Source organism: Streptomyces sp. NPDC019937 (assembly GCF_040631655.1).
Classification (GTDB): domain Bacteria; phylum Actinomycetota; class Actinomycetes; order Streptomycetales; family Streptomycetaceae; genus Streptomyces.
This window is the reverse complement of sequence record NZ_JBEYAL010000021.1, coordinates 1-12,794: the sequence shown is the minus strand read 5'-3', so window position 1 is coordinate 12,794 and position 12,794 is coordinate 1. Positions and strand designations below refer to the sequence as shown.

At 72.0% G+C, this 12,794-nt stretch carries 14 protein-coding genes; 8 read left to right on the top strand and 6 right to left on the bottom strand.

What is annotated here, in order from left to right:
- Positions 1-156 precede the first annotated feature (156 nt).
- Positions 157-540 carry a hypothetical protein gene (locus tag ABZ562_RS21545; protein ID WP_361481957.1) on the bottom strand — a complete coding sequence of 128 codons (384 nt, stop codon included), beginning with the start codon at positions 538-540 and terminating at the stop codon, positions 157-159.
- A gap of 153 nt (positions 541-693) precedes the next feature.
- Between ABZ562_RS21545 and ABZ562_RS21540 the strand changes: the two genes are divergently transcribed.
- On the top strand, positions 694-3,120 hold the full coding sequence (locus ABZ562_RS21540; protein ID WP_361481954.1) for a SpoIIE family protein phosphatase: 2,427 nt from the start codon (positions 694-696) through the stop codon (positions 3,118-3,120).
- A gap of 128 nt (positions 3,121-3,248) precedes the next feature.
- Positions 3,249-3,926, top strand: coding sequence for a polysaccharide lyase family 7 protein (locus ABZ562_RS21535; RefSeq protein ID WP_361481952.1), 678 nt, complete (start codon positions 3,249-3,251; stop codon positions 3,924-3,926).
- A gap of 72 nt (positions 3,927-3,998) precedes the next feature.
- Here the strand turns inward: ABZ562_RS21535 and ABZ562_RS21530 are convergent, their stop codons facing one another.
- Positions 3,999-4,709 (bottom strand): TetR/AcrR family transcriptional regulator, encoded by a 711-nt coding sequence (locus ABZ562_RS21530; RefSeq protein ID WP_361481949.1) that lies wholly within the window; start codon positions 4,707-4,709, stop codon positions 3,999-4,001.
- Between the two features lie 124 nt (positions 4,710-4,833).
- Between ABZ562_RS21530 and ABZ562_RS21525 the strand changes: the two genes are divergently transcribed.
- Both ABZ562_RS21525 and ABZ562_RS21520 read left to right on the top strand, forming a co-directional pair.
- The gene (locus ABZ562_RS21525) at positions 4,834-5,988 is read left to right on the top strand and encodes an NAD(P)/FAD-dependent oxidoreductase (RefSeq protein ID WP_361481946.1); all 1,155 of its coding nucleotides are present in this window, start codon (positions 4,834-4,836) and stop codon (positions 5,986-5,988) included.
- Positions 5,985-6,716, top strand: coding sequence for an alpha/beta fold hydrolase (locus ABZ562_RS21520; RefSeq protein ID WP_361481944.1), 732 nt, complete (start codon positions 5,985-5,987; stop codon positions 6,714-6,716). Before ABZ562_RS21525 ends, ABZ562_RS21520 begins: the two co-directional genes overlap by 4 nt.
- On the opposite strand, the gene ABZ562_RS21515 is transcribed toward ABZ562_RS21520, so the two are convergent.
- Positions 6,713-7,633: a hypothetical protein gene (locus tag ABZ562_RS21515; protein ID WP_361481941.1), complete on the bottom strand. Its 921-nt coding sequence runs from the start codon at positions 7,631-7,633 to the stop codon at positions 6,713-6,715. The genes ABZ562_RS21520 and ABZ562_RS21515 overlap by 4 nt on opposite strands.
- Complete coding sequence (locus ABZ562_RS21510; protein ID WP_361481938.1) at positions 7,627-7,992, bottom strand: peptidase inhibitor family I36 protein; 366 nt, start codon at positions 7,990-7,992, stop codon at positions 7,627-7,629. Before ABZ562_RS21510 ends, ABZ562_RS21515 begins: the two co-directional genes overlap by 7 nt.
- Before the next feature lie 612 nt (positions 7,993-8,604).
- Here ABZ562_RS21510 and ABZ562_RS21505 point away from each other — a divergent pair.
- Positions 8,605-9,078 carry a winged helix-turn-helix domain-containing protein gene (locus ABZ562_RS21505; protein WP_361481935.1) on the top strand — a complete coding sequence of 158 codons (474 nt, stop codon included), beginning with the start codon at positions 8,605-8,607 and terminating at the stop codon, positions 9,076-9,078.
- Between the two features lie 391 nt (positions 9,079-9,469).
- On the opposite strand, the gene ABZ562_RS21500 is transcribed toward ABZ562_RS21505, so the two are convergent.
- Together ABZ562_RS21500 and ABZ562_RS21495 are read right to left on the bottom strand one after the other, a co-directional pair.
- Positions 9,470-10,201 (bottom strand): NAD(P)H-binding protein, encoded by a 732-nt coding sequence (locus ABZ562_RS21500; protein WP_361481932.1) that lies wholly within the window; start codon positions 10,199-10,201, stop codon positions 9,470-9,472.
- Between the two features lie 2 nt (positions 10,202-10,203).
- Positions 10,204-10,635 carry a cupin domain-containing protein gene (locus ABZ562_RS21495; protein WP_361481929.1) on the bottom strand — a complete coding sequence of 144 codons (432 nt, stop codon included), beginning with the start codon at positions 10,633-10,635 and terminating at the stop codon, positions 10,204-10,206.
- 78 nt (positions 10,636-10,713) lie between these two features.
- Here ABZ562_RS21495 and ABZ562_RS21490 point away from each other — a divergent pair, with 78 nt between their 5' ends.
- From ABZ562_RS21490 to ABZ562_RS21480, 3 genes are all read left to right on the top strand, one after another.
- Entirely contained in the window at positions 10,714-11,193 is a 480-nt protein-coding gene (locus ABZ562_RS21490; protein WP_361481926.1) for a GNAT family N-acetyltransferase, read from the top strand.
- Positions 11,194-11,280: 87 nt separating this feature from the next.
- Positions 11,281-12,063: an MBL fold metallo-hydrolase gene (locus ABZ562_RS21485; protein WP_361482361.1), complete on the top strand. Its 783-nt coding sequence runs from the start codon at positions 11,281-11,283 to the stop codon at positions 12,061-12,063.
- Positions 12,060-12,680 carry a VTT domain-containing protein gene (locus ABZ562_RS21480; RefSeq protein WP_361481923.1) on the top strand — a complete coding sequence of 207 codons (621 nt, stop codon included), beginning with the start codon at positions 12,060-12,062 and terminating at the stop codon, positions 12,678-12,680. Before ABZ562_RS21485 ends, ABZ562_RS21480 begins: the two co-directional genes overlap by 4 nt.
- Positions 12,681-12,794: the final 114 nt, after the last annotated feature.

The window sequence follows — 12,794 nt, the reverse complement described above, 5'->3', positions numbered from 1 at the left end:
TCCGGGGTCGTGGCGGTGCCCTCCGCCGGAGACGACGAGCTTGGGGCGTGGCCCGGTAGTGTGCACGTAGAAGGCTGCTCAACAGCCTGCACTTCATGATGCAGGGGCATCACCTGCCCAAGCGGCCCGGATGGTGGCGCTCCGGCCCCATGTACGTCACCTCGCCCGAGGATCCCACCATCGCCGCGTACACGGCCCCGGAAGCGGAGCGTGTGCCCGGCCTCCCTTGCCGTAGGTGAAGTCGGGGCCGGCGTCGGCCAGCCGCTGGATGTAGGTCATGGCCTGCCGGTAGCCGTCGATCTCCGTGGCCACCGCCCCGCTGGCCTCGATCGGGGCCTCACCGAGAATGATGTCCTCGACATCGGCGACGCTCGCGGCGTACCCCTCGATGGTGTTCGACCCGGCGATCGCCCGCGCGGTCAGATTGCGGCGGAGCTGGCCCTCCCAGCGCCTGGGCGCCCGAAGGTGCAACCGCAGACGCCCCCGCATCGCGTCGATCTCATCGAGAACGCGCACATCGGCGTCGTCCAGCTCAGGCACCCGGTACAGCATGACCCCATGACACCATCCTCCCATCAAGCGGTCAAACCACCGTGTGTCAACCCATGCTTCAGCAGCGTGACGAACAAGGCCCCGCGCTCGTTTGAAGGCCCCTGGCGGGAGGTGCATGCTCGGTAGGGAGGAGATGGGCGCATGAACGCCGAGGCCCCGCGGACCGCCGTGATCACCGTCGATGAGTCCGGCATCGTCACGGGCTGGAACCGCGGTGCCGAGCGGGTGCTGGGGCATGCCGCCGGGGATGCCGTGGGGCGGTGGGCCGGGGAGTTGCTGGTGCCCGAGGGCGGGGTGCCGTTCTGGGACGGTCCGCCGGAGCGGGACCACTGGCTGGGGTGGGTTTCGGCGCGGTGTGCCGATGGGCGGGTGCTGCGGGTGCGCGGGACGGGGCACCGGCTGATGGACCGGGATACGCGGGGCCAGTGGGTGCTGGTGGCGCCGGTCGAGGACGCCGCCGGGCAACGGCCGCGGCCGCTGCGGCAGGAGGTGGAGCGGGCGGTCGTGGACTGGCTGTTCTCGCGCTCCCCGGTGGCCGTGACCATGTACGACACCGACCTCAGGTGCATCCGGCAGAACACCGCCATGACGCGGCTGACCGGGATCTCCGAGGCCGACCGCAAGGGGCTGCGGCTGCCGGACGTGCTGTCGGGGCCGGACGCGGAGCCGTGGGAGCAGCGGCTGCGGCGGGTGCTGGAGACGGGCGAGACCGCGTTCAGCGGGGAGATGCGGGGTCGGCTGCCCGCGGATCCGGACCAGGACCGCGTCCTCCTGGCCACGGCCTCCGCGCTGCGGGGCGCGGACGGTCAGACGCTCGGGCTCTGTACGACGGTCGCCGACGCCACCCAGCAGATCCGGTCACGGGAGCGGCTGACGCTGCTGAACGAGGCGAGCACCCGGATCGGCAGCACGCTGGACGTGATGCGCACCGCGCGGGAACTGGCCGACACCGCGGTGCCACGGCTCGCGGACTGGGTCACCGTCGATCTGCTGGAGACGCTGCTCAGGGGCGATGAGCCGGGCCCGTTCACCGGGGTGGTGGCGCTGCGCCGGGCGGCGAACCAGTCGATCATCCAGGGTGCGCCCGAGGCGGTGCGGCAGCCGGGCGAGGTGGACTTCTACCCGCCGTACACGCCCGCCGTGCGCTGCATGGCGACGGGCCGGTCGGCCCGGCACCGGGTCACGGACGGGGACATGCGGGACTGGCTGGCGCGGGATCCGGCCCGGGCGGAGAAGTTCCGGGAGTTCGGATTCCAGTCGATCATGGGGGTGCCGATCCGGGCGCGCGGGATGACCCTGGGCATCACCATGTTCTACCGGCGGACCAAGGAGCCGTTCACGGAGGACGACCAGCTGCTGGCCGAGGAGCTGGTGGCGCGGGCCGCCATCTGTCTGGACAACGCGCGCCGCTTCGCGCGCGAGCGCACCGCCGCGCTCAGCCTCCAGCAGAGCCTGCTGCCGCGGGGGACCCCGGTACAGGCGGCGGTCGAGACCGCGTCCCGTTATCTGCCCGCGGGAGGCCGGTCGGGACTGGCGGGCGACTGGTTCGATGTGATTCCGCTGTCCGGGGCGCGGGTCGCCCTGGTCGTCGGGGATGTCGTCGGCCATGGCATCGGCGCGGCGGCCACCATGGGCAGGCTGCGCACGGCGGTCCGCACCCTGGCGGACGTCGATCTGCCGCCGGACGAGCTGCTGACGCATCTGGACGATGTGGTGATCCGGCTCGCCGCCGAGGCGGAGGGCGCCGACGCCCCCGGCGGGCCCGGCGCCCCCGGTGATCCCGCCATCCTCGGCGCCACCTGCACGTACGCGGTCTACGATCCGGTGTCCCGGATGTGCTCGCTGGCCCGGGCCGGGCATCCGCCGCCCGCCGTGGTCACCCCGGAGGGCGAGGCGCGGCTGCTCGATGTGCCCGCCGGTCCCCCGCTGGGCCTGGGCGGTCTGCCGTTCGAGGTGGCGGAGGTGGAGCTGCCGCCGGGCAGTCTGCTCGCGCTCTACACCGACGGGCTGCTCGGACTCCGCGAGCGGGAGCGCGAACTGGACGGCGCGCTGGACGCGCTGTGCCAGGCGCTCACCGAGCGCGCGCCCTCCCTCGACGCGCTGTGCGACCGTGTCATCGGCGATCTGCTCCCGGATCACCCCGCCGACGACGCCGCGCTGCTCATGGCCCGTACCCAGGCCCTGGGCACGGACCGGTACGCCGTACGGGATCTGGCGGCCGATCCGGTCACGGTGGCGACCGCCCGTGCGTGGGCGTCGCGCCGTCTCGACGCCTGGGGGCTCGCGGACGCGTCGTACATCACCGAGCTGGTGGTGAGTGAGCTGGTCACCAACGCCATCCGGCACGCGGAGGGCCCCATCCAGCTGCGGCTGATCCACGACCGGACGCTGATCTGCGAGGTGTCCGACGCCAGCTCCACCTCGCCCCATTTGCGCCGGGCCCGTCTGTCGGACGAGGGCGGCCGCGGTCTGCTGCTGGTCGCCCAGCTCACCCAGCGCTGGGGCACCCGGCACACCCACACGGGCAAGACCATCTGGTGTGAGCAGCTGATCGGGTCACGTACTTGAACGGAATCCGTGAAGACGAAGAATTCCGTTCATTGATATGGACACGTCACCGCCGCTGCCCTACGTTGACCTTTGGTCCGGACCATGATCCGTAACCGAGAGGGAACCACTGGACTGGAGGTGGGCGTATGCCCGCGTTACGCATGCGGGTCAGGGCCGGCGTCGCCGTCGGCGCACTCGTGGCCGCGCTGGCGGGGACGACGAGCGCGCGGGGCGCGACGGCGGCCGACCCGACGGACGGCTGGACGCAGAAGTCGTTCTCGTACAGCATGCAGAAGCCGTACGACCTGGATCTCGGCGAGCGGTACAGCTACGACTCGGGCACCAAGACCCACACCATGTGGGTGAACTCCACCGACAAGCCGTTCGAGGAGGGCAGTTCGACCAATCCGCGCACCGAGATGCGCTGGAAGATCGACTACACCTCGGGCAAGCACATGTGGGACGCCGACGTGTACGTGCCGTCCGGCACCAACGGCGCGGACATCATGCAGATCCTGCGCACCAAGCGCCCCTCCGGGACCCCGGCCACCGACATCATGTTCCGGGCGTCCAGCGCGAACGGCGGCACGCTCAAGCGCTACACGAACGAGGTCATCAAGACCGGGATCTACAACACCTGGTGGAACCTGAAGGTCGCCCACGACGCGAGCGCCGGAACCATCCAGGTCTACGCCGACAACAAGCTGGTGCTGACCGCCGACGACCGCGGCGAGGCGACGCGCTACTTCAAGAACGGCGTCTATCACCACGGCTCGGGCAAGGCCGAGGCCCGCTTCCGCAACGTGCGCTACTGGACGAAGTAGCGCCGCACGCCACCACGCCGGCCCTCATGCCGGCCGCCGGGCCCGGCGGCCGGCATGAGCCGCTCCCAGCTCCTACAGCGGCCTCGGGACGTCCGGTACGGGGGTGTGCGCCGCGCCGTTGATCAGCACGTGGAAGCCCCAGACCAGCCGCTCCTGAGGGGAGCCGGAGAGCAGCAGGGCACCGAGCGCGGCGATGCGCGGATGGGTCCGCTCGGAGGCGCCCATCACCCCGGCGGCCATCGCCTCCCAGTCCTCCTCGTTCTGGCTGTCCTCGTCCGCGCCCCGCCAGGCGTGCTCGGCGGCGGTCGCGGTGCCGTACTGGAGCAGTGCGTCGAGCAGCCACGCGGCCCGGTCGGGCGCGACCCCGCCCTCGTGCAGCAGGCTCAGCACCGCCTCGGTGAGGTTCAGGAAGTGCTTGCCGAAGGGGCGGGCGGCCACCGCGGAGCGGGCGAGGCCCGGGTGCTCGAACAGCAGCTCCGTGTACGACATGAGAAGCCGCACCAGCCGCTCGCGCCAGTCGCCCTCGGCCGTGGCCGGGCTCAGGTCGACCCCGGCGAGCAGTTCGTCGAGGACCGCCGCGTGGAGTTCGGCGGTGTTGCGGACGTACACGTAGAGCGAGGCCGGCCCGGTGTCCAGCTCCCGCGCCAGCCGGCGCATGGTGACGCGCTCCAGCCCCTCGGCCCGCATGAGGTCGACCGCGGTGGCGACGATCCCCTCCCGGGTCAGGGCCGGTTTCGCCGGACGTTCGCGGCGGCTCGGGCGCGCGGCGGAGTTCCCTTTCATGGGCCCATGCTATCCGTCGGTGAACGCGTTCGTGACGAACGCGTTTGCCACGAACATGTTCGTCCCGCTACTCTCCTCGCGTCCGGCACGACGGGAATCCACCGCTTCGCAGAGGAGGCGACGTATGTCCACGGCACCCACCATCGCGATCGTCGGAGCAGGACTGGGCGGGCTGACGCTGGCCCGCGTCCTGCGCACCCACGGCATCGCCTCGACCGTCTACGAACGGGACGCGTCACCGACCGCCCGCGACCAGGGCGGCACGCTGGACCTGGACGAGGAGTCCGGACAGCGGGCGCTGAGCGCCGCCGGGCTGCTCGAGGAGTTCCGGGAGCTGAGCCGCCCGGAGGGCGGTGAGCTGCGCCTGCTCGGCAAGGACGCCTCGACCGTGCTCCACTCGCCCGCTCCGGAGGGCGGCGGCGACCGCCCCGAGATCGACCGCAGCGCGCTGCGGGGGCTGCTGCTGGACTCCCTGCCCAGGGGGACGGTGCGCTGGGGGCGCGCGGTACGTGCCGTCGCCGCCCCTCCGGCGGGCCGCCCCACGCTCACCCTGTCCGACGGCGGGACCGTGGAAGCGGATCTCGTGGTCGGCGCCGACGGGGCCTGGTCGCGGGTCCGGCCGCTGCTGTCCGACGCCGTGCCGGTCTACTCCGGCGTGACCATGTCGGACGGCCGGCTGGAGGACGTCGACACCCGGCACCGCGCCCTCGCCGAACTCGTCGGCCACGGCTCGATGTTCGCCCTCGGCGACGAGCGGGCGGTGGTCGCGCAGCGCAACGGCGGCGGGCGCATCCGCGTCTACGGCGCCGTCAAGGTCCCCGAGGGGTGGGCCGATGCGGAGGGCGCCGCCCCCGAGGCCGTCACCAAGCGCCTCCTGGACCTCTTCCCCGACTGGGACGACGCGCTGCGCGCGCTGATCACCGACACCGACGACCCCCTCGTCCTGCGGCCGGTCCACGCCCTGCCCGTCGGACACCGCTGGGACCGGGTGCCCGGCGTCACCCTCCTGGGCGACGCCGCGCATCTGATGTCCCCCTTCGCGGGCGCGGGCGCCAACCTCGCCATGCTCGACGGGGCCGAACTCGCCGGGGCCATCGCCGCGCACGACGACCTGGAGGCGGCGCTGACCCGTTACGAAACGGCCCTCTTCCCGCGCGCCGAGACCGCGGCCGCCCTCTCGGCCGCCAACCTCATTGGCTTCCTCAGCCCCGACGGCCTGCGCATCGCGCGGGACCTCTTCGCCTCACACACGTCAAACTCAGGAGACGACACCCGATGACCACCCACCCCACCACCCCTCCGCCGCTCCAGCCCTACCCCGGCCTTCCGCTGACCCTGACGGACGTGGGCGAGGGACGACCCGTCCTGCTGCTGCACGGCGGCGCCGGCCCGGCGAGCATGACCGCGATCGCGGACCACTTCACCCCCGACCACCGGGTGCTGACCCCCACCCACCCGGGCTGGAACGACGCCCCTCGACCCGACTGGTTCACCGGAGTCGACGGCCTCGTGGAGACCTACCTGGACCTGCTGGACGACCTCCGGCTGCACGACGTCCTGGTCCTCGGCAGCTCCTTCGGCGGCTGGCTCGCCGCCGAGATGGCCGTACGCGACCGCGGCCGCCGCCGCATCGGGCAGCTGGTGCTGGCGGGGGCCATCGGACCGGAGGTCCCCGGGCACGCGGTGCGGATGCCGACCCCGGCGCCCGGCGTCCCCGGCCCGTCCCCGGAAGCCATCCGCACCATGCTGGCCTACACCCGCCCGGACCTGGCCGACCCGAAGCTGCTGCACCGTCTCGCCCGCGTCACGGTGCCCACCCTGGCGGTATGGGGCGAGCACGACGCCGTGGTCACCCCCGACTTCGGCCGCGTGTACGCCGCCGCCATCCCGGACGCCCGCTTCGAGGTGATCCCCGGCGCGGGCCACCTCCCCTGGCAGGAGGCACCGGACACCGTGCTCGCCACCATCGACGCGTTCGTGACCGCCGGGGAGAACCGGCCCTGTTAGGTGCCGGTGGCGCGTCGTACGGCAGCGTCCCGTAGCGTGCGCAGCCGTACGAGGGCGGGCCGCCGGTCGCCCGCCACCGCTTTCTCCGCGCGCTTCTGCGCCTCGGTGACCGTCCGCGCGAGACCAGTCTTCCGCTGGCAACTCGCGTCCTGCCGGGAGAGCTTCAGCTCGTGGCGGGCGACGGCGCGGAGGCCACCCCGGTCCGCCGCGGCGCGACGGAGCCGTCGATCCACGGAGCTCCGCGGGTCGTCGAGCGTGCCGGCCCGGACGCCCGCGTCGCGCATGCAGCCGCTCCATCGGCGCTGGGCCTTCAGATACCGGGAATCCTTGTGTACGGCGGACACGACCTGCATGGCCAGCACCTGGTAGGTGTTGTACAGGCGCTCGTAGTCGGCTCCGTACAACGTGTCGCGGGCCTTGGTGAGACACGCGTCGGCGTTGTAGAAGAACTCCTGCTTCCCCGGCAGTCGGACATGGACCCGGTGCGCCGTCGTTCCGAGCAGGGCCTCGCGCCACTCACGTTCACCGGAGCGGGCCTTGTTGGGGTCACGGGGCATCCGCGTGTTCAGCCGCGCACTGGTGATGCCGTAACCGTCCTGGCGGGCCTGCTCGGTGGTGAGGAGCCAGTACGGATTGCCGTCCTCGGGGTCGGGGCGGCCGGTCGCGAGGCCCTCCGGTTCGTAGACGTGGCCACGCCTGCGCATGCAGTCGGCGATGAGGCGCTCGTTCGCGGTGTGCAGGGCTTGTCGCTCGTGCTGCCCGTAGGCGAGAACGCCGCCGAAGGGGCGCGGGAGCACAGGCTCGGAGGGGGTGCCGCCGGAGTTGGCGCATCCGGCGGCACCCAGGATCCCGAGGAGCAGCGTCGCGCAGGCGGCGTTGATCCGGTTCCTCATGGCGAAGTCTTCGTCCGTCAGCACCAGTAGTTGGACGCGACGTGCGGCAGGTTGGAGCCGATGGCCTTCCACCCCGTGCCGCGGTTGAGCCAGTAGCCGGAGCCGCCGTGGTACGTGCCGGTGTAGACCTTCACATTGCACTGTGAGCCGTTGTTGTACAGCGAACCTCCCTGAATGTAGTAGAAGTAGACATATGGGGTGAGGTCGTCGTTGTCCTCCCAGACGCGCTGCGGCGTGCCGCCGGTGTAGTTCTCGGACAAGTAGGCACACAGCGCGCCGGAGCTACAACCGGACGGCGCGGCCTGAGCGGCGGGCGCGGCCACGACCGCCGCGGTGGCGAGCCCCGCCGCGGCGGCGAGCACGGCCATGGATCGAGCGAACATGCGATTTCTCCTGTCGGTGACGATCCCGGCCCGTTCTTCGCGTTTCGAACGGGCACTCCTATAAGGGCCGAAACAAGACTGTCCGAGCGGCCGTGACAGCGGCAACGTCTTCCCACGGACGTGGGAAGAGGGAGGTCAGCGCATCGAGGGCGCCGCCCGACCCCACGCCGGAAAGGCAGGGGGCATGCTCAGGATTCATTTCACCAGCGACGATCTGGCACGGATCACCCTGGCGCCGGGAGCTGATCCACTGTGGGAAGTCCTGCTGAGTTCGTATCGGCTGCGGCGCAAGGAAGGGGCCGTGACCTTCGGGCCGTGGAAGCGTGACGTCGTCCGGCGTACGGGGCCGGAAGCCCGGGTGCTCTCCGCGCTGGCGCCGCTGAGAGGTTATGCCGTCGACTTCCTGACCCCCGCGGGCACCGGTTCCTCCTTGTCCGCCGGCGCGGATGCCCTGCGGCGCACTCCGCGCACGCGCTTACGCAACGATCTGGCGGAGCTTGCCCGGCGGCACCCCGGGCGCCCCTTCCCGCGATGGACGCGCAGGCTCGCGGAGGGGACGCCCGAGGCCGTGGCACTCGTGGCAGACGCGGTCCCGAACGCGGGTGGGAAGGCGTGCTCGCCACGCTGCATCCCTCGGCCTCCTGGAGCTATCCGGTACTGGAACTGGCCTTTCCCGCCGATCACGATATCCATCTGAACGGACGTGGCCTGGTCCTCCAGCCGTCGTTCTTCTGCTGGGGCGCCCCCACCACCCTGCTCGACACGGGGTTGCCTCCGGTGCTGATCTATCCCGTCGAACGTGACCTCAACTGGCTGGCGCCCGCCCATTCCACGTCGCAACAGGCCCTCTCCGCCCTGCTGGGCACGACCCGCGCCCGCGTGCTGGAGGCCGTGGCCGTGAGCACCTGCACGACCACCCAACTCGCCCAGCGCATCCGCACCCCCCTACAGACGGCCAGCCACCAGGCCGCCGTCCTCCGCGAAGCCGGTCTGATCACCAGCCGACGCCACCGCAACTCCGTGATTCACACGGCCACGTGTCTGGGCCGGTCGCTCCTCAACGGCCGGTGCGACCTGACCTCCTGACCCGGCTCAGCCAAACGGATGCGACTTCGTGCTTTTGACGATGGCCACCCGGGGGTTCTCCGGTACCGGGCTCCCGGGATCCCGGGCGGTGAGTTCGGTGGGCCACGAAGTCCCCGGATACAGGCCGACCCCTTCGCTCTTCGTGCGAACCGTCGCATCGAATCCTTGCGGGCCGGTGACGCGGACGGCGACCCCTTGCCGTCCCCCGGTGTGACCGGAACGCCGCTGGGAGCCGCCGCGACCCGCTCCCGGCCTGCCTCCTCCTGCGCCTTCTGCACAGCCGTCAGAGCGGTGGGAGAGCTTCCGGCCGTCGACGCGGAGGGTTCGGGCCGTGCCGCGGCATGCGACGGCGGTGCCGTGGCAGCGCTCTGCTTCCCCTCCCACGGCCTGCTCAGGACAGCCAGTCAGTGTAATGCGTGGGGGCGAGGCGGGCGTCGCCCTTGGTGGTGAGGACATCGCCGCGCACGGCGGCGAACATCCCGGCGGTGTCGTCCACGACGACCTCGCGGCCGTCGGAACGCGCGCGCAGGGTGACCCGGCCGAGTTCGTCAAGGGTGAAGACATCGGGTCCGCCGATGTCGCGGGTGCCGTTCAGCGGGGTGCCCACGGCGGTTTCGGCGACGGCGTCGGCCACGTCCTGCGCGGCGATCGGCTGGATCGGCGTGGCGGGAAGTCGGACGATGTCGCCGTCGGTCGTCCAGGTCAGGACCGCGTCCATGAACTCCATGAACTGGGTGGCGCGGACGATCGAATACGGAATCGGCCCGGCCTTGAGGATGTCCTCCTGGAGCACCTTGGCCCGGTAGTAGTCGAGTTCCGGCACCAGTTCCGCGCCGACGATCGACAGAATGACGACGTGCCGCACACCGCCCTTCCGGGCGGCGGCCAGAAGATTGTCCATCGAGGTCCGGAAGAACGCCGCGGACGCGTCGTCGAAGGTCGGGGAATTCGTCAGGTTGACGACGACGTCGGCACCGGCCACCGCCTCCTCCAGCCCCTTTCCCGTGACGATGTCGACCCCGGTGGAGGGTGAGCACGGTACGGCCTCGTGGCCCGCCGCGCTCAGTTTCCGCACGACCTTCGATCCGATCAGGCCGGTACCGCCGACAACCGCGATCTTCATGATCATCCTCGCTTCCGCGGAGCGCGCCGGTCCGCGCGCTGGGCCAGTTCCTCGTCGTCCACCAAGGTGAGCATGGGCCGGCCCGGAGCGCACATCATCGTCACGAGGAAACGGCTCCAGGAATCCGTACGGTTGTTCCCGTCCTGGTAATGGATGACGTCGCCACCCGGCTCCCAGAACGTCTCCCCCGCCCTGATCACCCGCTCCGGCTCGCCTTCCAGCTCGAAGAGCATTTCCCCTTCGAGCATGTATCCGAACGCGGGACCGGAATGCCGGTGCGGCGGGGTGCCCGGATCACCCGGGGGGAATTCGACGAGGACGGTCATCACGTCGACGCCCTCCGGGACGAACGGCGGCTTTGCCGTCTGCAGCGTGGTCAGCGCCGTTTTCCACGCGTCCGACCGTGGTTTCCTGCTCGGCTCGTTGCTCGACATGAGTCATAAGTAAAGACCGGAGCGGCCTTTTGACGGTGACGACCCGCGCGAGCGATTTCCCGGGGCAGACTTGAGGACATGAACGGACCCAGGGTGCGACTGCGTGCGGTGGACCGGGACGACCTCACGGTCTTCTTCGACTACCACCGGGACGAGGAGGCCAACCGGATGGCGGCCTTCACCGCCGAGGACCCGGACGACCGGAAGGCCTTCGACGAACGCTGGGACCGGATCCTCGGCGACGACACCGTCGTCAAGCGGACGGTGCTGTACGAGGGGCGGGTGGCCGGGAACGTGCTGGGGTTCGAGCAGTACGGTGATCCGTCCGTCGGCTACTGGATCGGGCGGGAGCACTGGGGGAAGGGGATCGCCACCAGCGCGCTGACCGCGTTCCTGGAGGAGGTGCCGATGCGCCCGCTGTACGCCCGGATCGCCGCGGACAACGCCGGTTCCCGGCGGGTGCTGGAGAAGTGCGGGTTCCGCGTGGCCCGGGAGGAGCGGGCGTTCGCGGTGGCGCGGGGGCGGGAGATCCGCGAGCTGGTGCTGGTCCTGGGATGAGGGCGGGATACGGGGCCCCCGGCCCGCCGCGCCGGGGTGAGAGGATCGGTGCGGACGGTGTGGTTCGTGCGCGACGGGAGGCACCGCGTGTCGGTGGAGATCACCTGGTGGGGGCATGCCACCGCGACCGTGCGGGATTCCGGCGTGACGGTGCTGACCGACCCCCTCTTCGTACGGCGGCTGGCCCATCTGCGGCGCCGCCGCGGGCCCGTGCCCACGCCGGACGCGGCGGTGGCGGACGTCGCGCTCGTCTCGCATCTGCACGCCGACCATCTGCACCTGGGTTCGCTGGTCCAGCTGTGGCCCGGCACCCGGCTGGTCGTGCCGTACGGCGCCGGGCGGGCCGTGCCGGGGCTGCGGCGGGTGGCCGCGGCGGGCGGTCTGCGGGTCACCGAGGTGCGGCCGGGCGACGAGGTGACGGTCGGCGACCTGCGGATCCGGGCCGTGCCCGCCGCCCACGACGGCCGCCGCCTGCCGTTCGGGCCGCACCGGTCGCCCGCCCTCGGATACGTGCTGCGCGGTGAGGCCACCACGTACTTCGCGGGCGACACCGGGCTGTTCGACGCGATGGCCGACGCGGTCGGCCCGTGCGACGTGGCGCTGCTGCCGGTCGGCGGCTGGGGCCCGTACCTCGGCCACGGCCACCTCGACGCGGGCCGCGCGGCCCAGGCGCTGGCCCTTCTCGGGGCGCGCAGCGCGGTGCCGGTGCACTACGGGACGTACTGGCCGATCGGCATGGACGCGGTGCGGCCGCACGAATTCCACGCCCCGGGGGACGACTTCGTCCGCCACGCGGGGCGGCTGGCCCCCGACGCCTCGGTGCACCGGCTGGGACACGGCGAGTGTGTGCGGCTGGAGCCTGCCAGGTGATAGGTGAACTGGCGCGCCTGCCGGCCGAGTCCACCCAGCAGGCGGTGGGCTATCCGTCGCTGTTCCTGCTGGTGGTGCTGGGGTCGCTGGTGCCGGTGGTGCCGACCGGGGCGGTGGTCAGCTCGGCGGCCGTGGTGGCGATCCACCAGTCCTCGCCGTTCTCGCTGCTGTTCTCCTTCTGCGTCGCCGCGCTGGCCGCGCTCCTGGGGGACCTCGCGCTGTACTGGCTGGGGCGGCGCGGGGTGCGCTCGAAGAACGGTTCGCGGTGGCTGGAGCGCATCCACGACCACGCGGCGCCGGAGCGGCTGGACCAGGCGCAGACGAAGCTGAGCGAGCACGGGGTGGCGGTGCTGGTGCTGTCCCGGCTGGTCCCGGCGGGCCGGATCCCGGTGATGCTGGCCTGCCTGCTGGCCCGCTGGCCGCTGCGGAGGTTCGCCCGCGGCGCGGCCCCGGCGGCGCTGGCCTGGGCCGGGACGTACCAGCTGATCGGCCTGCTCGGCGGCTCGCTGTTCCGCGAGCCGTGGGAGGGGGTGGTGGCGGCCGTGGCCCTGACGGTGGCCGTCAGCGTGGCGCCGGGGGTGTGGCGGCGCGTGGTGCGGCGCCACGAGGCGGGTTAGGGGGTGTCGTGTGGATCAGGCCGGGCTCCCGACGCCGCTGTGACATCAGCCGCTGCCGCGGCGGGCGGCACCTCGCGGCCCCGCGCTCGTCGCACGCAGCGCCGCCGCGCTCTC